Annotated in this window: 24 protein-coding genes and 1 pseudogene; 9 read left to right on the top strand and 16 right to left on the bottom strand. The window is 40.6% G+C overall.

The features are described 5' to 3' along the window. Positions 1 to 12 precede the first annotated feature (12 nt). From essB to C6Y06_RS04305, 3 genes are all read right to left on the bottom strand, one after another. Positions 13 to 1326 (bottom strand): type VII secretion protein EssB, encoded by a 1314-nt coding sequence (essB, locus tag C6Y06_RS04315; protein WP_034659846.1) that lies wholly within the window; start codon positions 1324 to 1326, stop codon positions 13 to 15. 14 nt (positions 1327 to 1340) lie between these two features. Next, positions 1341 to 1580, bottom strand: a complete 240-nt coding sequence (gene yukD / locus C6Y06_RS04310; protein ID WP_003213579.1) for an ESX secretion system protein YukD — start codon at positions 1578 to 1580, stop codon at positions 1341 to 1343. Positions 1581 to 1675: 95 nt separating this feature from the next. Beyond that, positions 1676 to 1969, bottom strand: coding sequence for a WXG100 family type VII secretion target (locus C6Y06_RS04305; RefSeq protein ID WP_003213769.1), 294 nt, complete (start codon positions 1967 to 1969; stop codon positions 1676 to 1678). A gap of 406 nt (positions 1970 to 2375) precedes the next feature. Between C6Y06_RS04305 and adeR the strand changes: the two genes are divergently transcribed. The 3 genes from adeR to C6Y06_RS04290 all read left to right on the top strand — a co-directional run bounded on the left by adeR (position 2376) and on the right by C6Y06_RS04290 (position 5562). After that, complete coding sequence (gene adeR / locus C6Y06_RS04300) at positions 2376 to 3605, top strand: sporulation transcriptional activator AdeR (RefSeq protein WP_034659848.1); 1230 nt, start codon at positions 2376 to 2378, stop codon at positions 3603 to 3605. Between the two features lie 110 nt (positions 3606 to 3715). Beyond that, positions 3716 to 4852 carry an alanine dehydrogenase gene (ald, locus tag C6Y06_RS04295; RefSeq protein ID WP_034659850.1) on the top strand — a complete coding sequence of 379 codons (1137 nt, stop codon included), beginning with the start codon at positions 3716 to 3718 and terminating at the stop codon, positions 4850 to 4852. Between the two features lie 113 nt (positions 4853 to 4965). Then, a complete protein-coding gene (locus C6Y06_RS04290) occupies positions 4966 to 5562 on the top strand; it encodes a biotin transporter BioY (protein WP_106036548.1) in 597 nt (198 codons plus the stop codon). A 66-nt stretch (positions 5563 to 5628) separates the two neighbouring features. On the opposite strand, the gene C6Y06_RS04285 is transcribed toward C6Y06_RS04290, so the two are convergent. The 3 genes from C6Y06_RS04285 to C6Y06_RS04275 form a co-directional block, all read right to left on the bottom strand. Further along, positions 5629 to 6405: a sporulation protein gene (locus C6Y06_RS04285; RefSeq protein ID WP_106036547.1), complete on the bottom strand. Its 777-nt coding sequence runs from the start codon at positions 6403 to 6405 to the stop codon at positions 5629 to 5631. A 177-nt stretch (positions 6406 to 6582) separates the two neighbouring features. Next, positions 6583 to 7911, bottom strand: a complete 1329-nt coding sequence (locus C6Y06_RS04280) for a Na+/H+ antiporter family protein (protein WP_060597228.1) — start codon at positions 7909 to 7911, stop codon at positions 6583 to 6585. Between the two features lie 141 nt (positions 7912 to 8052). Further along, positions 8053 to 9543 (bottom strand): leucyl aminopeptidase, encoded by a 1491-nt coding sequence (locus tag C6Y06_RS04275; RefSeq protein WP_066030456.1) that lies wholly within the window; start codon positions 9541 to 9543, stop codon positions 8053 to 8055. A 327-nt stretch (positions 9544 to 9870) separates the two neighbouring features. Here C6Y06_RS04275 and C6Y06_RS04270 point away from each other — a divergent pair, with 327 nt between their 5' ends. Continuing rightward, the gene (locus C6Y06_RS04270) at positions 9871 to 10347 is read left to right on the top strand and encodes a divergent PAP2 family protein (protein WP_034659857.1); all 477 of its coding nucleotides are present in this window, start codon (positions 9871 to 9873) and stop codon (positions 10345 to 10347) included. 42 nt (positions 10348 to 10389) lie between these two features. Here the strand turns inward: C6Y06_RS04270 and C6Y06_RS04265 are convergent, their stop codons facing one another. The 4 genes from C6Y06_RS04265 to C6Y06_RS04255 all read right to left on the bottom strand — a co-directional run bounded on the left by C6Y06_RS04265 (position 10390) and on the right by C6Y06_RS04255 (position 13008). Further along, positions 10390 to 11034 (bottom strand): 3D domain-containing protein, encoded by a 645-nt coding sequence (locus C6Y06_RS04265; RefSeq protein WP_106036546.1) that lies wholly within the window; start codon positions 11032 to 11034, stop codon positions 10390 to 10392. A gap of 99 nt (positions 11035 to 11133) precedes the next feature. Then, positions 11134 to 11454 (bottom strand): YuiB family protein, encoded by a 321-nt coding sequence (locus tag C6Y06_RS04260; RefSeq protein WP_034659859.1) that lies wholly within the window; start codon positions 11452 to 11454, stop codon positions 11134 to 11136. Between the two features lie 81 nt (positions 11455 to 11535). Next, positions 11536 to 11661 carry a YuiA family protein gene (locus tag C6Y06_RS20010; protein ID WP_181185437.1) on the bottom strand — a complete coding sequence of 42 codons (126 nt, stop codon included), beginning with the start codon at positions 11659 to 11661 and terminating at the stop codon, positions 11536 to 11538. 129 nt (positions 11662 to 11790) lie between these two features. After that, positions 11791 to 13008 carry an NAD(P)/FAD-dependent oxidoreductase gene (locus C6Y06_RS04255; protein ID WP_161937191.1) on the bottom strand — a complete coding sequence of 406 codons (1218 nt, stop codon included), beginning with the start codon at positions 13006 to 13008 and terminating at the stop codon, positions 11791 to 11793. Positions 13009 to 13399: 391 nt separating this feature from the next. Here C6Y06_RS04255 and yumC point away from each other — a divergent pair, with 391 nt between their 5' ends. Next, positions 13400 to 14398, top strand: coding sequence for a ferredoxin--NADP reductase 2 (gene yumC / locus C6Y06_RS04250; protein WP_034659862.1), 999 nt, complete (start codon positions 13400 to 13402; stop codon positions 14396 to 14398). 46 nt (positions 14399 to 14444) lie between these two features. On the opposite strand, the gene C6Y06_RS04245 is transcribed toward yumC, so the two are convergent. Further along, positions 14445 to 14651: a hypothetical protein gene (locus C6Y06_RS04245; protein WP_012011136.1), complete on the bottom strand. Its 207-nt coding sequence runs from the start codon at positions 14649 to 14651 to the stop codon at positions 14445 to 14447. A 272-nt stretch (positions 14652 to 14923) separates the two neighbouring features. Here C6Y06_RS04245 and C6Y06_RS04240 point away from each other — a divergent pair, with 272 nt between their 5' ends. Then, positions 14924 to 15691, top strand: coding sequence for a MerR family transcriptional regulator (locus C6Y06_RS04240; RefSeq protein ID WP_189288304.1), 768 nt, complete (start codon positions 14924 to 14926; stop codon positions 15689 to 15691). After that, on the top strand, positions 15675 to 16571 hold the full coding sequence (locus tag C6Y06_RS04235) for a DUF2268 domain-containing putative Zn-dependent protease (RefSeq protein ID WP_106036544.1): 897 nt from the start codon (positions 15675 to 15677) through the stop codon (positions 16569 to 16571). Before C6Y06_RS04240 ends, C6Y06_RS04235 begins: the two co-directional genes overlap by 17 nt. A gap of 152 nt (positions 16572 to 16723) precedes the next feature. Here C6Y06_RS04235 and erpA read toward each other — a convergent pair whose 3' ends face one another. The 3 genes from erpA to C6Y06_RS04220 form a co-directional block, all read right to left on the bottom strand. Next, positions 16724 to 17086, bottom strand: coding sequence for an iron-sulfur cluster insertion protein ErpA (gene erpA, locus C6Y06_RS04230; RefSeq protein WP_012011138.1), 363 nt, complete (start codon positions 17084 to 17086; stop codon positions 16724 to 16726). Between the two features lie 73 nt (positions 17087 to 17159). Continuing rightward, positions 17160 to 18014 (bottom strand): diaminopimelate epimerase, encoded by an 855-nt coding sequence (dapF, locus tag C6Y06_RS04225; protein ID WP_060597233.1) that lies wholly within the window; start codon positions 18012 to 18014, stop codon positions 17160 to 17162. A gap of 270 nt (positions 18015 to 18284) precedes the next feature. Next, complete coding sequence (locus C6Y06_RS04220) at positions 18285 to 18521, bottom strand: YuzB family protein (protein ID WP_003213414.1); 237 nt, start codon at positions 18519 to 18521, stop codon at positions 18285 to 18287. A gap of 255 nt (positions 18522 to 18776) precedes the next feature. Here C6Y06_RS04220 and C6Y06_RS04215 point away from each other — a divergent pair, with 255 nt between their 5' ends. Next, entirely contained in the window at positions 18777 to 19844 is a 1068-nt protein-coding gene (locus C6Y06_RS04215) for an NAD(P)/FAD-dependent oxidoreductase (RefSeq protein WP_060597234.1), read from the top strand. A 51-nt stretch (positions 19845 to 19895) separates the two neighbouring features. On the opposite strand, the gene C6Y06_RS04210 is transcribed toward C6Y06_RS04215, so the two are convergent. Together C6Y06_RS04210 and C6Y06_RS04205 are read right to left on the bottom strand one after the other, a co-directional pair. After that, positions 19896 to 20126, bottom strand: a complete 231-nt coding sequence (locus C6Y06_RS04210; protein ID WP_058013767.1) for a hypothetical protein — start codon at positions 20124 to 20126, stop codon at positions 19896 to 19898. Positions 20127 to 20225: 99 nt separating this feature from the next. Then, a complete protein-coding gene (locus C6Y06_RS04205; protein ID WP_003212989.1) occupies positions 20226 to 20555 on the bottom strand; it encodes a YuzD family protein in 330 nt (109 codons plus the stop codon). Between the two features lie 121 nt (positions 20556 to 20676). Between C6Y06_RS04205 and C6Y06_RS04200 the strand changes: the two are divergent. Continuing rightward, positions 20677 to 20976, top strand: a pseudogene (locus C6Y06_RS04200) (NifU family protein). The last annotated feature ends 44 nt before the right edge of the window (positions 20977 to 21020 follow it).

The raw sequence follows: 21020 nt of genomic DNA, 5'->3' as shown, positions 1-21020 counted from the left end.
GTATCGAAAGAATTATTTTTTCTCATCTTTTTTCGTCTGAGAGGTTTTCTTTTTCGCTTCAGATTCTTTCTCTTTTTTCTCTTGATCGGCTTTTGACTGCTCTTTTTGTTCAGCTGTTTCATCTGTTTGGCTTGCGCCCGAGGAGTCGTTGGTGCTTGTCTCCGTTGTTTCTTTTTCTTCATATTTCGCCATTTCCTTAATAATCGGGTCTAGCTGTTTTTGTTTTTCTTCTGCAGTAAGACTGTCATCGTTTTGAATGTCATTGCGGTAGGCGACGAGTGCCGTGAATATGTACCGGTCGTCTCCAAGTACACGTGCAATATCAAGTGCTTCCTTGCTATTGCCTTGTCCAATATGAATCCAGAAAAGGAAATATTGAGGATCAGTCTGTAATGTGTATGTATCTGTGATTTCTTTTTTATGCTGATCGAGTAACAGGTTGCCTTGATTCGTTTGTACATACGAAATGGCCAGTTCATATTGAAGAGAGACCGGCATTTGATTGGCTGAATATTTTTCTAACGTATCCACCACTTGGCTGTACTGTTTGTTGAGATAATATTTGTTTGCCTCGACATACGCTTCGTGTTTCGGCATCGCAAAAAAGAAGGTGTATATGGTGTACACCAAAGCAGGGATTAATAGGACAAGCAGACCTAGCCCGATATATCGTTCGATCTTCCATTTCTTTTTCGGAATGGTTAATAGCGTTTTCTCTTTCGTTTCAATCGCTTCGATTTTTTGCTGAGTGAGGGCAGACAATTCTTCCAGCGACTGCGTTTCAACGATTTCTTTTGCCAGTTCAGATAATTTCAGCGTCTCACTGTATGCCACATATTCCTGAAACTGATATTCATGGTCCACCACTCGAAGAATGACGGCTTTGACTTCTTTTAATAAACGATGGTCATCCGTTTCATATGGCGGGATGCTTTCTTTGACCCCGTAATGCAAAAATGCAGGAGCTAAGCCTTGATGAAAAACAATGTTTTCAGGAGAAACAATAGGATGCAGCCGCTTCACGTCGTGTTTGCAAACTGCATCGACAAGCTGGTATGAAAAAATCCATTTGCTTTTTTCATCCTTTGCATGGATGAAACGAAATTCCTGATAGGCAGGAGGCGGTTGAATAGAAATGATGACCTCATCTTCAGTTAATTGAATCTCTTTTTTGAATGAAGGATTGATGTCTTTGATCGGTGCCGCTTCTAAACCGTCTAAGAGTTTAATTGTCTCTCTTTGAAAAATGAAGCTGTAGGCGCCACCCTCTTTTTTCATAACTGCTTCTAATTGTTCTTCTAAATAGGAACTCTTTTTATCTGCCATTTACAAAAGTCCTTTCATAGTATTTCCAGCCTGTCTCCTGTGGTGATTCCACAGTCTGACAGCTTATATTCGCCTGAAAACACAGCTTTCTTATTGACTACTCGCACCCAGCCGCCTTCTCGCTTAGGAAGTGAGATTTGTTTTGCCTGCCAGGCGATATGGATGACTTGTTTAATATGTAAATAATTTGATAGTCTCAAATCAAACACACTGCCATCATAATTTTTTAAGTCGATGGTAATATCGATATACACAAATTTCCACCTCACAAAATAGAAAGAGCGCCGGCATCCATTGACACACTCGGCGCTTTTTCTGCTTTTCACACTTAGAAAGGAAATCCCTTTGATTAGCCGCGGATTTGGCTTGCGATGTCTTGGTCAGTGCTTTCAAGTGTATTTGCCGTTTGATCAAGCTGATTGCTGACATCTGTTAGTAGATCAGACATTTTGATGAATGAAGGCTTTAACTGCTCGTATTGATCAGCAAATGCTTCACTAGAAGCACCTTCCCACATTCCTTTTAAATCAGAGATCATTCTATTTAGACGATCAACTTGGTTTAACACTTCTTGACTTTCAACACCATATTGCTTAGCGGTCGCTCTTAGTTCTTCTGGGGTTACGCGAATAATTCCTGACATATTCCTCATTACCTCCCGTGCATAGCCGCCATATAATGGGCTAATCCACTTATTTTTTGACGTTATTATTATAAAAACAGAAATGATACACAGTCAAACAAATCTGTTTTTATTTTACAAAATGAGTCTATAGAATTACTGTTTTTTCGCTTTTTATCTAGTATTTAACATTTTTTTGGTCATATATTCTTAATAAGTGTAGACACACTTCACTGAATCTTTCCGCCTATTGATTTTTTACTACGTTATTATTGTACTATTTCTTTTTCGCCTTCATTCAGCATCGATGTGCTTGCTTCTCTGGGCTTTCTCTTTTTTTAAATTTATGGCATTTTGTTATTGATTTACGTACCTCTTTCTCTTCATAATGTAAGTACGTGAAATATTCGAAAAAGCAGGGGTTTTTATGACAAAAAAGACAGATCCATTCAAGTATAGTCTTGATCGTTTAGAGGATGTGGCAGACCAAATTAGTGATGTGCTCAATTGCCCTATTACTATAGAAGATACGCATCATCGATTGTTGGCCTATAGCACTCATAATGATTTTACTGATCCCGCCAGAACTTCAACCATTATCTCCCGCCGTGTACCGGAAAAAGTCATTAATCGGCTTTGGAAGGACGGTATCATTCCTACACTCCTTAAAACAGACGAACCGCTTCGTGTCCCTCAAATTGCAGAGGTGGGTTTATCTAGCAGGGTTGCCATTTCAATCTGGAAGGACAAAGAAGTACTCGGTTTTATCTGGGCGATTGAGTCCACACAGCCTTTTTCAGAAGAAGAAATGGACCTTCTGAAAATGGCAGCACATGCTGTTAAAAACAAATTACTTAACTTACAAATTCGCAAAACGAAAACAGAAGAACGCAATCAGGAGCTTTTCTGGAAGATGCTCACAGGTCATATTCATGAAAAGGATGAGATGCTAGACCTATTTTTAAGACTTGGCATCAGATGTCCAGACACGTATGCCATCATCATCTTCCGCCTTCGTGACGAACTCACAGAAGACACAGAAAAAAAGCTATCTTACCTGCTTGAAACAACGCAGCAAGTCCAAGTGCTGTTAACAACTGTTGATTTTCACGAATTCATTATTCTTGTCTCACCCAAAACGGAACACCCGCTGCACGATATTAAACAATTCACGAGCGGCATGCTGCAGCAGCTGTCTGACCGGTATCATATCCATCACGTTCAAGCAGCGATTGGTGGAATTTACGATAACATCTCTTATATTCAGCCTTCCTATAAAGAAGCACTGGCTGTATTAAAAACAAAAGAGCGCTTTCCTGTTGAAACCGAACGTTTACACAGTTTTTCTGAACTTGGTATTTATCAATATTTAGATGTCCTCGCTGAAAAACGAAGGGGCTCATCTTACTCCAGTTATTCTTTATCAAAGCTGGAAGATTACGACCTGAGGCATCATTCCAACCTAGTCGAAACCCTTGAACGATTTATTGACTGTGACAGCAATGCCAATATTGCCGCAAAGCAATTAAACATCCACATCAATACATTGAATTACAGATTAAAACGTATTACAGACATTGCAGAAATAGATTTAAAAAACATGAATGAGAAAATGACCATATACCTTGATATGAAGCTAAAAAACGTCCATTTGTGAAATTTCACAAAGAGGCGTTTTTTTATTTTTTATTTCAACCGAAGCATTTTTTAAACATTCAGGATACACTAGACATACAATATGAATAGATAAGCATGGGAGGAATAAACATGATCATCGGCATTCCGAAAGAGATTAAGAACAATGAAAACCGAGTGGCATTAACACCAGGAGCAGCTTCTCAATTACTTTCAGCTGGACATCAGATTTTAATTGAAACAAACGCTGGTTTTGGAAGCGGATTCACTGATGACGATTATGTATCTGTTGGTGCAGAAATTCTTGATCAAGCGAAAGATGTGTGGGCATCTTCTGATATGATCATGAAGGTAAAAGAACCATTACCTGAGGAATATTCATATTTCAGAGAAGGACTCATCTTATTTACGTACCTGCATCTTGCCGCAGAGCCCTCCTTGGCTGAAGCTTTAAAACAAAAAGGCGTCACAGCTATTGCTTATGAAACAGTAACGGACGGAACATCACTCCCTCTCTTAACACCTATGTCTGAAGTGGCGGGCAGAATGTCCGCTCAAATCGGTGCACAATTTTTAGAAAAGCCAAAAGGCGGTAAAGGCATCTTGCTCGCAGGCGTACCAGGGGTATCAAGAGGGAAAGTCACAATTATAGGCGGCGGTGTTGTTGGAACAAACGCAGCGAAAATGGCGATTGGGCTTGGCGCAGATGTCACTCTTATTGACGTAAACGCAGAACGCTTGCGTCAGCTGGACGATCAATTTGGTCATCAAATGAAAACGTTAATGTCTAACCCAGTAAACATTGCTGATTCAGTCAGTGAGGCAGACCTTCTCATTTGTGCGGTGCTGATCCCAGGTGCCAAAGCACCAACGCTTGTGACGGAAGAAATGGTGAAGCAAATGAAGCCTGGTTCCGTCATAGTAGACGTAGCGATTGACCAAGGCGGCATTGTCGAAACAATAGATCATATCACAACACATGATCAGCCTACTTATGAAAAACACGGTATTTTACATTATGCAGTTGCCAATATGCCTGGAGCAGTTCCACGGACATCAACTGTTGCTTTAACGAATGTCACCGTTCCCTACGCACTGCAAATTGCTAATAAAAGCGCTGCAAAAGCCATTCAAGAAAACAAAGCCATCGCAGAAGGTGTCAATGTCATGAACGGACATATCACATATGAAGCCGTCGCTCGTGATCTCGGCTATGATTATGTGCCTGTTCATCAAGCGATCGATGCGTCTTCTATGACAGAAGCTTAATACAGACCCGCCCTTTTCATGGGTGGGTTTTTTGTTAACCAATAATAAAAACAGGTTGACAAATACTTCTCATCCCCTTAATCTATTTGTAAGATAAGACAGGGGGAAACATCATGCAACAGAAAACAAGAACCGCTGATTTTGTGCTAGTCGGAATGTTTGCTGCACTCATGGCTATTGGAGCCAATATCACATCCATTGTGCCGTTTTTGCAGGTCGGCGGAATTCCACTTACAATGCAGCCGTTTTTTTGTGTACTTGCTGGTCTCTTGCTCGGCAGACGGCTTGGCGCATTAGCGATGATTGTGTATGCCTTGGTTGGAATTGCTGGCGCACCTGTATTCGCACAGTTTTCAGCAGGCTTTGGGGTGATTTTAGGCAAAAGCGGTGGTTTTATCTTATCGTATATTCCTGCTGCCTGGCTAGCTGGATTCATTTTAGAAAAAAGAAAAAACCCTGGCTTTGGCCGCTTTTTGCTTGCAGCTATTGCAGGTACGACCGTCATGTATGTGATCGGAACGACTTATACGTACCTCGCATTAAATGTGTGGCTAAATGCCCCAATTTCTTATCAAACCACGTGGTTTTTTATGATCTGGTTTATGGTGAAAGATTACGCATTGACGATATTACTTGCGATGCTGGCACCTAAAATTTATCGCTCTGTTTCAAAAGCTACGTCCTTTCGAAAACAACAAGCCGCATCATAAGGGCAGACATCATCTACAAGTCGCATAGAAAAGAGCCTGTCTCCATTCAGGCTCTTTTTCCATCATTTATTCAGCGTATTGATCGATGATTCCTTCTAGCATTCCCTCAAGCACTTCTACATCTTCAAGATCTGCTGGACTGAAGCGGTAGCGTACCAGCTGTTCTCCATCGTTATACATCTCCTCAAGCCACCCTCTGAGGCCTCTTGCTCTGCGGTCGACTTCAAACACAATGTCTAAGCCGCCTTCATCTATCAGAAAAATCAGCTCTAGCTCATCAAGCATATAGCGATAGTAGTCTGATGTCGGAATAAACTCAAATTCTTGAACAAATGGCAGTCGGCGCTGGAAGTAAGGCGCTTGTTCACAGTCTGCTTCGTTCAGGTGGAAGCCAAGATTTCTAGTGGCCTCCAGTACATTTCTCACCCAAGGATGTGCTTCAACGAAAATGCGGTCATAGTCAGATTTATCGATTCCTCCTTGGATATCAAGGTCTGTCATTACTGCAATTTCTACTTTTCCGATCGTCATCGGGGTATCGATAGGAAGAATAAATGAAAACGGAAATTCATGCTTTTCTCCAGGCTGGATGGTAAAAGAATCCGTCACCCGTAAAGTAAAGATATTCACATATTTTCTATGCTCTTCATCATCTTTCACAATCACATACTGTGTTTGAATCTTGACATTGATATAGCGGATGTCCTGAGAGATTTTCCCTCCCTTTACATGGACGGTTCCCCTTACCTCTTGTCCTGGATAATAGGCGTTTTTCTCCAAAATAGTATCTACTTTCGCTGCACCAATCCCAGCACTTGCCGCTAGCTTTTTAAAAAAAGACATCTCTCATCTTCCCCTTTTCATTTTTATCAGCATATATACGTAAGAAAGAGAAAGAAAGATTCATTTAATTCATACTTTAGACCTAATTATTTTTCACCTTCAGAAAGTGAACAAATGGATAAAACATCACAAAAAAAGCTTATAGAAAAAACAACGTTTTCTCTACAAGCTTTCATGTTAAAGAATAATTGCCGCAAGCCAGCCGAACAGGACAAGCGGAACATTATAAAATACGAAGGTTGGAACACAAGTACCCCAAATGTGGTGATGCTGTCCATCCATATTCAACCCAGATGTCGGTCCAAGCGTACTGTCACTTGCAGGTGAACCTGCATCCCCAACAGCCGCAGCTGAACCAATAATGGCAATGGTGGCTAGTGGGCTAAATCCTAAGTGCATACATAACGGAACAAAAATGGTTGTAATGATTGGAATCGTCGCAAAGGATGAACCGATCCCCATTGTCACAAGTAAACCAACTAATAGCATTAAAATGGCCGCTACGCTTTGATTGTTTCCAATGAACTGAGAAGATGCTTTCACTAGTTGTTCAATATCTCCTGTTTTCGTTAATACGTTGGCAAATCCAGCCGCTACAAGCATGACAAAGCCGATAAATGCCATCATATTCATACCGGAAGTAATCAGCGCATCCGCTTCATCTCGTTTCATCATGCCTGTGGCAAACAGAACAAGAAGGCCTGCCAGTGCACCGAAGATCATTCCTTCCACGCCAAGGCTTTGAGATAAATAAAGCTGGACAATGAGTGATACTAAGATAGCCAGCACTGCGAACAATAAGCTCTTTTTTGTATAAGCTGATTTTTCTACGTCCGTGATATCTCGATCCTCATATACTCTTGGCTTCCGATACACAAAAAGGGAAACAAGCAACCCGAGCATCATGCCCCCTACAGGGATAAGCATGGCCAATGGAACATCTGTTAATTGAACAGTCAATCCTGCTTCTTTCATGTTATCACGGAGCATTCCGTGGAAAATCTGTCCAAAACCGACTGGAAGTAAAATATATGGTGCAGTGAGTCCGAAGGTCATGACACACGCTAGCAGTCTGCGGTCAATTTGAAGCTCGTTAAACACTTTTAATAATGGCGGAATTAAGACCGGAATAAAGGCAATGTGAACAGGAACGACGTTTTGTGAAAAACAAGATACGATCAAAATCACAAGAATGATCAGTACTTTTGATAATGTTTTTCTTCTTGAGTCGCCTTCTTTTCCTAGAAGCTTCACTGCTCCTTCAACCATGGCATCTGGAAGACCCGTTTTTGTCAGCGCCGCAGCAAATGCCCCTAAAAGTGCATAGCTAATGGCAACTGTCGCATTTCCTCCGAGCCCGTCAGTAAAGGCTTCCACTGTTCCTCCCAGGCCTAATCCACCTACAAGTCCGCCAGCTAAAGCACCGAGTGCCAGCGCAATCACGACATTGACCCGCAGCAAGCTTAATATCAACATTAAAACAACCGCTAAAACAACTGCATTCATGGTGAAACCCCCGAAATCCTTTAGTTTACTAATGTAGTAGATAATTAAAGTACCAACGTATGTTACCATAGAAAATTTTCTTCGTCAAATGGCGTATGTCCTACATAAAAAAAGCTCCGCCATTTGGCAGAGCCTGATCCTTTATTTCTTTCCTTCAAATCGTTCCACAAATGTGGCCAATGACCGTACCATCACACCTGTCGCCCCTGTTGGCCCAAAGCATGAAGGCTTTTCTGTTGTTGCTGTTCCTGCAATATCTAAGTGAACCCAAGGCGTATCCTCAGCGAATTCACCAATGAATGCTCCTGCCATGATCGCATGACCATCGCGGCCTGGTGAGTTATTGAGATCCGCCATTTTGCTGTTTCGTACGCGCTTTTTATCTTTTTCAGTGATTGGCAGCTGCCAAATCATTTCACCGCATTCTTCTGATGCCTCTTTAAACTGAGCATATAGTTCATCGTTATTCGTCATGACGCCTGTTGTCTCATTTCCAAGTGCCACAATGACTCCGCCTGTTAATGTCGCCACGTCTATAAGAACCGAGGCACCGTGCTGCTTCGCATATGTCACCCCATCTGCTAAAACAAGACGACCCTCTGCATCCGTATTCAGTACTTCGATTGTTTTACCGCTAAGCGACACAATGACGTCATCTGGTTTCATGGCATCAGCCGAGATCATATTATCGGTTGAGGCAATGACAGCAATGACATTTTGCTCTGGGCGCAGTTCACCGATGATTTCCATGGCACCTAAAACAGAGGCTGAGCCGCCCATATCCGTTTTCATTCCAACCATACTGGCTCTTGGCTTTAAAGAATAGCCACCAGTATCATACGTGATACCTTTACCGACAAGCCCGATGACGTCTGTCCATTCTTCCTTGCCTTGATATTTCAGAACGATCAGCTTTGGTGGTTCTGTTGAGCCTCTATTGACAGCTAGAATTCCGCCCATCCCGAGCTCTTCCATCTGTTCTTTATCTAAAATTTCAATCTCAAATTCGTATTTATACGCAAGCTCTGCCGCGTACGAAGCCAGATCAGAGGATGTGAGCATGTTCGGCGGCATATTCACAAGGGTACGGGCCGAATTGACGGACTGTCCGTAGACCTCGCCCACTTTCAGACTTGCCTGAATTTCAGCTGTATCATGATCCGTCGTTGCATAAACAAACTCGATGAAGCGATCCGGTTCATTTGTTTTATGTTTAAAATCTTGTAATTCATATGTAGCTAAAAGGCAGCTTTCAGAAAGGGCATGGGCTGCATCTTGGGCAGGCAGATCCTTTCCAATAAACGTATCCAGCAAGACCGAAACCGCTTGCTTTTTATCTTGATGGAGCTTTTTAAATAAATGGGCAAACCCTTCTTTTGCCTCTTCAAACGTGTAATCTGATTCCTTCCCAAGTCCGACAAAATAAATGCGTTTGATGCCTGTCTCAGGGGATGGGAAAAACTTCGAAAGCTGATTTCGTTTAGATGAAATATCGCCTTCTTTTAATAATTCAGTGATTCTTCCTTCAAGTAATTCATCCATTTCTTTTGCTTTTCCTGATAATTGGCTCTTTTGAAAAAGTCCGATCACCAGTGTATCTTTATGTTGCAATTCATTTGTCGAGAAAAACATATTTATCACACGCTCCTTCAATGAACTCCATTTTTCACATTGGAACTTCTATTATATCAAAATTTACGTGCCTATACGATCATTGCCAGTCTGTCTTTACTTGATGAACATTTATATTTTCACACGCGGAAGGGCATCATGAAAAAAGCGATGAAAACTTGAGCAGCCCGCCTGCATTCTCCTCGTTCCACATCTACTTTCTTTAATGTTATAATTGAACATGGACTTGGCAGCATTTGATACTGCTATCATTTTTTCATCTTACTAGGGTATACAGTCCATCATTTCGCACCATATTTTTTCTTACAGAGAGGATGTTTCTTGTTCATGAGCGTACTGATGAATTTTCCGCTGCTTGCCAGCCTTGCAGCCATCTTTTTTGCTCAATTTGTAAAAGTACCGATTCAATTTATCATTTCTAGACGACTAGATTGGTCGCTCATTACAAGCACAGGCGGAATGCCAAGTTCACACTCCGCAGCCGTAACAGCACTCTCAACAGCAGTGGCTTTAGAGCACGGGCTAGATACATCTATCTTTGCCATTTCCGCCATCTTTGCCATTATTACCATGTTCGATGCGACAGGTGTGCGCAGACAGGCAGGAGAACAGGCGACTGTACTTAACAAGCTGGTAACAGATTTTAACCGATTTGTTTCTGAAGCAAAGAATTTCCCGAGTGCAGAAGAAAAAGAAAAGCAAAAGAAATTAAAAGAGCTTCTTGGTCATAAGCCGATTGAAGTCTTCTTTGGCGGCTTAACAGGGATCTTACTGACACTCATCTTAGATTATTACTTCATGTAGAAGCGAAAAAAGCTTTGGACCTAAAACTTGTCCAAAGCTTTTTTATTCTTTATTGGCTTGAAACTGCTGACGGAACACTTGCATTGATTCTGCTTCATTGAGCTGGTTTAAGTCTTTTTCCGTTAACGTCCCTTCGCCCTTTTTGATGATATACACATCAAGCACTTTTTTACCCCATTCTCTATACACATCATCTACGGTTTCATAGTATAAATCAAGCTTATGACCTTTAATGGCTTTTCCCGTATCTGCGACCACTCCGTAGCCATAGTTTGGGATAAACAGCACGGTTCCAATCGGAAAGACTGATGGGTCTGCTGCCACAGTTGAATATAAGTCACGTTTCACTTTGACGCCTGAATATGTAATGCCATATGCATGGTGTTCCTTCGTTTTACCTGTTGATTCCACACCTGCTGTATAACCTGTGGCGACAACCTTTTGCTTCGGGTAATCGTTCCAATTAAACGCTTCTTCGAGAGAAACAGCCCGCAAGTCATCACTTTTGAGTGCCATCGTTTCCCTTTTTTGCTGTTGGAAAAAAGAAGATACTTGCTTGCCAGGGTCAGTCTCTTTCACCCAGACAGCTAAATCACTTGGTTCAACTCCAGATATGCCCGTAAAGCTTGTCAAGAGAGCAAGCATGAAAAGGGCTGTCATGAACAATCGTTTCATCCATGTTTTCATCTTTATTTGTCACTCCTCTACCCATCTATTTGTTTCCAAACAAAATGGAAACTATGCAAAGGAGAAACAAAAAAACCCACTTGCATGTCTACAAGTGAGTTAAAACATTTGATACCCTCTTTTTCGAAGTGCATTGATGACAAAACCTGATGCAATTGCACCAATCAGACCGCTTAACAAGATAATGATATCTGCCGCAGCGAGAGAGACAATGCGTTCTCCTATCCCTGAAAAAGCAATGCCCGGTTCTCTGACATAAGCGATCATCTTTTGATTATTGATAATGAAAAGGCATACAATTGGATATAAAATAGCCATAATCCATGACATTCTCAGCAGCATATTGAGCAAAAAGCCAATACCGAAGAATAACACGAAAAATAAAATAACTGAAATGATAACGACTGGTAAACTGATCACTTCATCTCCACCCCCAAATATCCCATCATTAGTTTAACTTGGAAATAGAGATGAAGTCAATCAATGGAAAAAGCAGTTGGATTAAAGCTTCTTTCCTGTCCCTTTACATTCCTCACATGTTTCAGATCCGCCGAGCAATAGCTGAAAATATCCTTTCCCCGAACAATATAGACAGGTGGTCTTCTTCTCTTTTGTATGTGCATTCATATTGCTCACTCCCTTAATCTAAATTTTCTGATAATTTATCATACCATACTTTGCTTCCGATGACCAAGTAAGAAAATATGCCATAAAAAAACGTGTATCACGAGGATACACGTTTTTGTCTATATCGGTTTAGAAGAACTTGAATTTTCCTTTTTTCAGAACAAGTCCTGGGCCGCCAACCATGAATAAAGAACGGTTGTCGATGATTTTCTTCATTGCAGAAGCTTTTGTTCCTTGAAGTTTTTTACCAAACGCAACACCTACAGCGTCGTGTTCACCAAGAGAAGCAACTGTTCCTTTGATGTCTGGCTTAAAGCTTTCAAGAGAACCACCTTTAACTAGTGCTGCAAGGTTTTTCGCTACTGTTTCACCTTGCTGCATCGCGATTTGTGCAGTTGGTGGGTATGGACGGTTGATTTCTTCATTGATGATCAATGAACAGTCACCGATGATGAATACATCATCATTTTCTGGTACACGAAGATCTGGAGACACTTTTACGCGGCCGCGCATGTTTTCAAATCCAGCTTCTTCAACGATTGGGTTACCGCGTACACCAGCAGCCCAAACAACAGTTTCAGCTTTGATTTCTTCTGTATCATCGTCTTTTCCAACAATGATGCCTTCAGGCGTACATTCTTTGATCGCTGTACCAATTTTGAACTCAACACCTTTACCTTGAAGGTAGTTCATTGCATAGTCGATCAATTCAGGATCGAATCCTGGAAGAGCTGTTGGTGCAGCTTCTACACAGATGATACGTACGTCTTTTTGATCAATATCATACTCCTTGCAAAGCTCAGGCACACGGTTTCCAAGCTCACCAAGGAACTCAATACCTGTGAAGCCTGCACCGCCGACAACGATTGTCAAGCGCTCTGGACGTTTTTCAGCTTCCGTATTATACGTCGCAAATTGAAGCTCAATGTGCTCACGAAGCTGACGAGCAGAGTTGATATTAGAGATTGAGAATGCATATTCTTTCAGTCCTGCAATACCAAATGTTTCAGGAACAGCACCAAGTGCAACAACAAGGTAGTCGTAAGAAAGTTCGCCATCTGATGTCACAACTTTCTTTGCTTCCTTATTAATGCTTTCAACTGTTGCTTGTACAAAGTTGACACGGGAACTGTTAATCACATCTTTGATTTGATAACGACAGCGGTCATGATGAAGTGTACCTGCACTTGCTTCATGTAACCATGTTGTTTCGTAATGATAATTATGCTTGTTCACAAGAGTAATGTCCGCATCATTTGTGCCAAGCTGTTTTGTTAATCTTGTTACAGTCATTAATCCGCCATAACCTGCACCTAATACAACGATTTTCGGTTTATTCACTGGAATCACATCCACCTTTTTTAAATTTGCTGTAAAACGGATAAAGAATTACATATTGCTATTCTCAACCGCTTTCCGGCATTTTATGAAATTTAAACAAAAAAATAAGTATGTGAAAATCTGAACTTTCACCTACATAAAACGAAAGCATTTGACCGTATCCGACAAAAATTCATAAAAAATTAATATTTAGTTCCCTTAACAATAATAGCGAGTTCTGCTCCTTTTTTCAAGGCTTTAAACTGAAAATCCTTATGATAAACGGTCTTTCTCGCTTTTTCCTCTTTTTCAAAGCTTCGGCATCAAAAAACGACAAGTTTTTCAAAACAAGTCAAACGACGATATGTGGTATGATATGATATAGTGATAACAATTTTCATTTGGGAGGATTAAAGGAATGCAAGAAGATTCTAAGGTATATGACATTACCGTTATCGGGGGCGGCCCAGTAGGATTGTTTACTGCGTTTTACGGTGGCATGAGACAGGCAAGTGTGAAAATCATTGAAAGCCTTCCTCAGCTCGGCGGTCAATTATCCGCTCTTTACCCTGAAAAATACATTTATGATGTGGCTGGTTTTCCAAAAATCCGCGCACAAGAATTAGTTGATAACTTAAAGGAACAAATGGATAAATTTGATCAAACCATTTGCTTAGAGCAAGCAGTTGAAACGGTTGAAAAGCAGGCAGATGGCATTTTTAAACTTGTGACAAATCAAGAGATTCATTATTCTAAAACGATCATCATCACAGCTGGTAACGGTGCATTCCAACCGAGAAAGCTTGAGCTAGGTGCAGCAGAATCATTTGAAGGAAGCAACCTGCATTACTTCATTAATGATTTGAACCAATTTGCCGGCAGACGTGTGGCCGTTCTTGGCGGCGGAGACTCTGCAGTGGACTGGGCTCTGATGCTTGAACCTATCGCAAAAGAAGTATCCATTATTCACCGCCGTGATAAATTCCGCGCCCATGAGCACAGTGTAGAAAACCTGCACAATTCGAAAGTCAATGTAGTGACGCCATTTGTCCCAACTGAGCTCATTGGTGAAGACCGCATTGAACAGATTGTGCTCGAAGAAGTCAAAGGCGACAAAAAACAAGTGCTTGATGTGGACGACGTGATCGTCAACTTTGGTTTTGTTTCCTCCCTTGGTCCAATTAAGCAATGGGGTCTTGAAATCGAAAAGAACTCGATCGTCGTGAAATCCACAATGGAAACAAACATTGAAGGCTTCTATGCGGCAGGAGACATCTGCACGTATGAAGGAAAGGTCAAATTGATTGCCAGCGGATTTGGTGAAGCACCAACGGCTGTCAACAATGCGAAAGCCTACATGGACCCGAAAGCCCGTGTACAGCCTCTTCATTCCACAAGCTTATTTGAAAACAAATAAAAGCGGATCAAAAAAGGAGTTCCCACTAGCGGAACTCCTTTTTCGTTTATTTAAAAACCCCAATATAGGCATTCGCCATTCCAAGTACCATTGCAGCAAGCAGCACCACAACAATCCCTGCCACAACCAAAATCACCCGATCCTTCACACGTTCCTTTTTCGGAAGCGGCTTCTCAATCCCGCAAGCTGGACACGTTTTGGAACGATACGGAATCAGTTCATGACAGTTCCTGCAATTGATTTGTTCACTCAAACCTCAGCAACCTCTTTTCTCTACCTACAGTTTATGTTTGGTTATCATGATACTCTTTTTGGGTGGAAATAGCCAGTTGTGAGGGCAAGCTGTAACAAAATTGAGCGATTTACGCGTACATATCTCATGAACTCAATACTCAACTATTCCGAGAGAAAACCATCATCAAGTTGAAGCACAAATGAACAATCCTTGATTTAAAATTTTTAAATGATGATTGACCCTAACGTAACGTCATATTTTATAGTAGATATCAAGAGAGGTGAATTGAAATGAAAGTAAAGGAAGTCGCTGAATTGTTTGGTATTAGCATTCGTACACTTCATCATTACGATCAGATTGGTTTATTGATTCCGAAAAAAGTCACAGATAATCATTATCGACTCTATTCAGAAGAAAACCTTGAAACATTACAGCAGATATTATTTTTTAGAGAACTTGGATTTCCATTGAAGGAAATAAAAAAGATGATGCACAATCCTTCATTTGACAAGAAAGAAGCATTTATTTTACAAAGAAACATGTTACTAGAGAAACGAAATAAATTCGATAAAATGATCGAAAATATTGATAAGACGCTACAGCATTTGTTGGGGGAAACTCACTACACCTATAAAGAAAGGTTCGAGAATATGAATATGAAATTTAGTCAATATGGAGAAGAAGCTCGTCACCGTTGGGGAAATCAAACTGTTGATGAAGTCAGCTCAAAATTAAATAATTTGTCTAAAGATGAACAAATTGAATTATCTAATAGATGGAATAGCATATTTAATAAACTAGCCTCTCTTCGCAATCATTCCCCTAAATCCAAAGAGGTACAAATCGTAATCAAACAATGGTACAACTTTTTAAACGAAAACTTTAGTTATTACTCTCTTGATGCTTTTTACGGTTTAGGTCAACTCTATATTCAAGATGGACGTTTCACAAAGAATATAGATCGATATGGTGAAGGCTTGGCATCATTTGTGAGCGAAGCAATGAAAGTTTTTACCACTCTTTATAAAAGGGAGCATAACAATGAGGATGATAATTGAGGATACAATTGATCAATACGAAAGGTTATTTTCAACTCAACACAACAAAGAACATTTTTTCCGACACACCATGATGAAACCTTTTGAAAAGATGTGGAATATGATAAACGTTCCGCTAAAAGCTAAACAGCAAAATGGATATGATGTAATAATGGCAACCAAGATGCTTGGCTATCTTGATGTAACAGATACACAAACTGGACAACAGGCATTAAAGAGACTACAAGAAATTCAGGCTCTTCAAACAGCAGATATCACCTTAAACCATTGTATGGATTTCATAGAAAAGCACATCCTTCAAATAAATGCTGATGAGTTGAGATTCGGTCTATATCTAGGTGATCCGAAAAAGCTTGAACTGCAAAAAGGATATTGCGGTTTTGGAGGAATTCCTGGATTTATTCAAATATCACTATATCCAACTGCATATAATATCCCAAGAATTCCTGCTCTCATTGCACATGAATTCCACCATAATATCCGTTTTTCATATTTTGAATGGGATTATGGAAACGTGACAGTTGGAGATTATTTAATTATAGAGGGTTTAGCTGAATCATTTGCAAAAGAGCTTTATGGTGAACATGTGTTAGGACCTTGGGTCACTTCTTTTGATAAAGAGGAATTAAACTATTCAAAAGAAGTGATAAAAGAGGCTTTACATACAAAAGGATTTGCTGAGGTCAGCAGTTATATGTTTGGTGATATCATTGCCAAAGAACAAGACTTTCAACCAGTAGGATTATCACCCTTTGCTGGTTATGCAGTAGGTTATCAAGCTGTACAATCTTTCATGAGAATTAATAATGTAGGAATTGAAGAAGCGACCTTACTTGGTACAGATGAAATATTAAGAAATTGCGAACTTTTTTATACTTAAATACCCTTACAAAGAAGGACGGTGCTGAGTGATTTAAGTTATCTTCTCTTTTCACATCTTTAAACAACACAAAAAAACCTCCTCGAATCATAATCAATTTGAGGAGGTTTTAAATATCCAATATGGATTTACAAAATTAATTGATACTAACCTTAACACTCTTCCGGCGTACCGGTATTCGTCGCTGTTCGGAAAGAAGAACCGCATCCGCATGAAGCAATCGCATTCGGATTGTCGATGGTGAAACCGCCGCCCATTAGTGATTGTTTGAAATCAATGATGGTGCCGTTCATGATATCAAGGCTTTCGGAGTCGACAAGGACCTGGATGCCTTGCTGTTCGAACTGCGTGTCTTTCTCTGAAACTTCATGGTCAAAGCCCATGCCGTATGAAAGACCACTGCATCCGCCGCCTTTTACGCCCACTCGTAGGAACGCATTTTCTTCTTCATGTTCTTTCATCATATCTTTAATCTGCAGTGCAGCAGCTTCTGTAATGGTTACTGGTGTACTCATGATCATCCCTCCTTTTGACTGGATGTTTCTTTTCAATTATAAACGTGATGGTGCCTTTTCTCAAATAAATGGTTTACAGATAAAATGTGCCGTCACAAATCGTTTCAGCAGGCCCTGTCATGAGCACATGGTCGTTGTCTTTCCAGCGAATGATGAGATCTCCGCCTGCTAAGTGAACCGTCATGTCCGTTTCTTTTTTCGCCTGTCCATTCACAATCGTGGATACAGCCGCAGCGCAAGCTCCCGTTCCGCAGGCTTGAGTAATGCCAGACCCTCTTTCCCACACACGAAAATGCAGTTCTGTTTCACTGACCACTTCTACAAATTCTACATTGACGCCTTCTGGGAACATGTCGTGTTTTTCGATGATTGGCCCAATTGTATCAAGCGGTGCCTTTTCAATGTCCTCTAAATAAAAAACGATGTGCGGATTTCCCATTGAAACAGCCGTTCCATTTAAAGTCACAGTGCCAAAATCAAGTGCTTCATGAATCGTTGTGCTGGCCGGTTCACCAAGCATCGGCATCGCTTTTTTTTCAAAACGAGGTTTCCCCATATCTACTGTCACTAAATGAACGTGACCATCCTGCACGTGAACGGTAGCTTCAACGAGTCCTGACAATGTCTCAATCTGGAACGTTGTGTCTGTTACGATTTGATGCTCATACACATATTTTGCGACGCAGCGCAGACCGTTGCCGCAGTTTTTACCCTCTGATCCATCATTGTTGAAAATGCGCATTTTCACAGGAGCAACATCTGATGGGCAAATAAGGATCATTCCGTCTGAACCGATTCCTGTATAAACAGAAGAAACGCGGATCGCTATCTCTGATAGCTGCTCTTCTGGAAGCTGTTCCTTCATCTGATTGACGTATATATAATTATTTCCTAATCCGTGCATTTTCGTGAATTGAAATGATGTCATGAGCTTCCTCCAAAAATGTTGTTTCTTTATAGTATAAAAGGAGTCGATTCAGGAGACAATCTTATCATCCCCCGTTTTTCATACATAGAAGCTCTTTGCTGCCATGGCAAAGGGCTTTTATTATGCATATGCCTCTTTTTTTCTCGTGTGATGCTTCATTTTGATGATATTTTATTAGCATAACATATTGGATGCGCTTTCTATGCATTCTCCTTAAAAATGGAAGATTGAAGTAAGAAAAAAATGCACCTCATGACCCATGTGGTGCATTTAAAACATCTCATTTTCCTCTATAAAAGCATAAATACGCTCGACTAGCTGCTCTGCATTTTCTCCTGAAACAAATTCTCCATTCACAAGTGCAAATGGGGAGTCCATACATTTGCCGCAATAGCTTAAACAGCCGTATTCCATAACGTCTAGGTTTGGGTCTTTATCAAGCTTCTCTTTTGCTTCTTGAGACCCTTGTGCAAGATTACTTACACAAAATTCGATCAGTGGGAACACTTTGCTTCACCTCACATTGCTTTACCATCCTACCGAAATTCCTTCTATTAGTCAAAACATGAGCTTCATCTGTATCGTTACGCCTATTCCTCGTAAAATGTTTTACTATTTAGGACTAACTAATGAATATGTAGGTTATTTTGAAACAATTATTGTGGTTTCACAGTAAATTCGATATAATTTTATTTGGTATTTTAACTTAAAGTTTTTTAGTATAAGTGTTTTTCAATGTCTACGGGGAAAAGGAGAATCGTCATGAAAAATTTAGTCTTGATCGGCGGAGGTTACGGGAATATGCGGGTTCTCCACCGCTTATTGCCAAATCAATTACCTGATGATGTTACTATCACATTAGTTGATCGAAATCCTTACCACTGTTTAAAAACAGAATATTATGCACTCGCTGCTGGAACAATCTCTGATCATCACATCCGAGTATCTTTTCCAGAGCATCCGAAGCTGGATATTCAATATGGGGAAGTAGAAAAAATTGATATTGAAAACAAACAGATCTTATTCAGCGACCGTGAACCCATTCCTTATGACGACACGGTGATTGGACTCGGCTGTGAGGACAAGTATCATAATGTCCCTGGTGCGAAAGAACATACATACAGTATTCAAACCATTGATCAGTCAAGACATACGTATAACAAATTAAACAATTTGGGTGCAGGTGCAACGGTTGGTATCGTCGGTGCTGGACTTAGCGGGGTAGAGCTAGCCAGTGAATTAAGAGAAAGCCGTGCTGATTTAAACATTATTCTTTTTGACCGCGGAGAGCTGATTCTATCAAGCTTCCCAAAAAGATTAAGTTTATATGTGCAAAAGTGGTTTGAAGAAAATGACGTAAAGATCATTAACTGTGCCAATATTACGAAGGTTGAAGAAGGTGTTGTTTACAACCATGATGACGCCATTGAAGCAGAGGTCATCGTATGGACAGCAGGCATTCAGCCAAGCAAAGTGGTACGGGAGATGGATGTTGAAAAAGACGCACAAGGCCGCGTCGTATTAACACCTCATCACAATCTCCCTGGAAATGAGCATGTCTATGTCGTGGGTGATTGCGCAAGCTTGCCGCATGCCCCAAGTGCACAGCTTGCCGAGGCGCAGGCAGAACAAATTGTCCAATCTCTGCAAAAACGCTGGAAAAACGAGCCGCTTCCTGAGGCTTATCCTCAGTTTAAGCTAAAAGGTGTCTTAGGATCTTTAGGGAAAAAAGCCGGCTTTGGCTTAGTAGCAGATCGTCCACTTATTGGCCGTGTACCAAGACTTCTAAAATCCGGACTCCTTTGGATGTACAAGCATCACAATGGCTAACATCATGTGAATTTTTTCTCAAAGCTCCTTCATGACGAGGGAGCTTTTTTTCTATGAAACGGCATGTGCCGATGAACGGGTCAATTTAATCGGAGCAAGGGCAAGGATGCAGTCTTTACGAAAGGTTCTCATCGTTTTCTTCGATAAACAATACGCTTGGATGAGCTGGTCTGTTTGACGGTGGACAATGATTTTACGCTTCGTGCACTCTCCGTTTTTCTTCATATAAATCATCTCAATTGGTATTTGCTGATGAAGAGATTGTTTCAGTAAATAATTCATGATGCTCACGCTCCTTTCATTTGATTATAATCGAACAAACGTTCTTTTTCAACCCAAAAGGAACGTTTGTTCTGTTTGTTTTCTCAAAAAAAGAACAGTTTATTCACTGCTCTCCGTGTAACCGTATTTCTCCATTTCTTGATAAATGTCTTTTAATTTTGGATTGCCCTCTCCAACAATTTGATCCTCCACTAAGACAAGCGGATAAAAGAATTCATCATCAAGAATTCGTTCAGACAATTCTTTTTGGTGTTCGTTTTCTGGCGGGTGCTCAATATCAATATATGTGATACGAAACGGCTGATTCGGATATTTTCGTTTTAACGCTGCATCTAACCACTCAAATGTGTCTTTTGAAGAAGGCAGATTCACGCAGCTAGCGCACAGTACATCTCTTCCATATACATAAAGATCAACGGTTTGATTCATTTGGCAAGCCCCCTATTCTTTCTTTATTTTAGCTGAATTTTCTGTATGAAAAAAGTCAAAATCACTTTTTGTTTCAAGATGAGATTGTGCTATAATGAGAAGGAAACTTTGAAACCAATCAATAGATTTTTATCGTCCAGATGAATATAATGGTGATATGTTGTGAAAGGAGCGATTATATCTAATGACTGAAGTCGAAATGAAAGACCAAGTACAGGAAGTACTGGACAAACTTCGTCCATTTCTATTACGTGATGGTGGAGACTGTGAGCTTGTAGACATTGAAGATGGCATTGTGAAATTACGTCTTCTTGGTGCATGCGGCAGCTGCCCAAGTTCAACCATTACATTGAAAGCCGGTATTGAGCGCGCATTATTAGAAGAAGTGCCTGGCGTTGTAGAAGTTGAACAGGTTTTCTAATTCATATATGACATGAAAACGACCCGAATTCGGGTCGTTTTTTT

The organism is Bacillus sp. MZGC1 (assembly GCF_002998605.1).
GTDB lineage: Bacteria > Bacillota > Bacilli > Bacillales > Bacillaceae > Bacillus.
This window is presented reverse-complemented; position numbering and strand designations above follow the sequence as displayed.

Coding starts and splice junctions, on each gene's coding strand:
- adeR (WP_034659848.1), top strand. CDS start 2,376: ATGACAAAAAAGACAGATCCATTCAAGTATAGTCTTGATCGTTTAGAG.
- C6Y06_RS20010 (WP_181185437.1), bottom strand. CDS start 11,661: ATGAATGCACATACAAAAGAGAAGAAGACCACCTGTCTATATTGTTCG.
- essB (WP_034659846.1), bottom strand. CDS start 1,326: ATGGCAGATAAAAAGAGTTCCTATTTAGAAGAACAATTAGAAGCAGTT.
- C6Y06_RS04265 (WP_106036546.1), bottom strand. CDS start 11,034: ATGAAAACATGGATGAAACGATTGTTCATGACAGCCCTTTTCATGCTT.
- C6Y06_RS04280 (WP_060597228.1), bottom strand. CDS start 7,911: ATGAATGCAGTTGTTTTAGCGGTTGTTTTAATGTTGATATTAAGCTTG.
- C6Y06_RS04235 (WP_106036544.1), top strand. CDS start 15,675: ATGAGGATGATAATTGAGGATACAATTGATCAATACGAAAGGTTATTT.
- dapF (WP_060597233.1), bottom strand. CDS start 18,014: ATGACATCATTTCAATTCACGAAAATGCACGGATTAGGAAATAATTAT.
- C6Y06_RS04215 (WP_060597234.1), top strand. CDS start 18,777: ATGAAAAATTTAGTCTTGATCGGCGGAGGTTACGGGAATATGCGGGTT.
- C6Y06_RS04240 (WP_189288304.1), top strand. CDS start 14,924: ATGAAAGTAAAGGAAGTCGCTGAATTGTTTGGTATTAGCATTCGTACA.
- C6Y06_RS04290 (WP_106036548.1), top strand. CDS start 4,966: ATGCAACAGAAAACAAGAACCGCTGATTTTGTGCTAGTCGGAATGTTT.
- yumC (WP_034659862.1), top strand. CDS start 13,400: ATGCAAGAAGATTCTAAGGTATATGACATTACCGTTATCGGGGGCGGC.
- C6Y06_RS04285 (WP_106036547.1), bottom strand. CDS start 6,405: ATGTCTTTTTTTAAAAAGCTAGCGGCAAGTGCTGGGATTGGTGCAGCG.
- ald (WP_034659850.1), top strand. CDS start 3,716: ATGATCATCGGCATTCCGAAAGAGATTAAGAACAATGAAAACCGAGTG.
- erpA (WP_012011138.1), bottom strand. CDS start 17,086: ATGAGTACACCAGTAACCATTACAGAAGCTGCTGCACTGCAGATTAAA.
- C6Y06_RS04205 (WP_003212989.1), bottom strand. CDS start 20,555: ATGAATCAAACCGTTGATCTTTATGTATATGGAAGAGATGTACTGTGC.
- C6Y06_RS04210 (WP_058013767.1), bottom strand. CDS start 20,126: ATGAATTATTTACTGAAACAATCTCTTCATCAGCAAATACCAATTGAG.
- C6Y06_RS04270 (WP_034659857.1), top strand. CDS start 9,871: ATGAGCGTACTGATGAATTTTCCGCTGCTTGCCAGCCTTGCAGCCATC.
- C6Y06_RS04275 (WP_066030456.1), bottom strand. CDS start 9,543: ATGTTTTTCTCGACAAATGAATTGCAACATAAAGATACACTGGTGATC.
- C6Y06_RS04305 (WP_003213769.1), bottom strand. CDS start 1,969: ATGTCAGGAATTATTCGCGTAACCCCAGAAGAACTAAGAGCGACCGCT.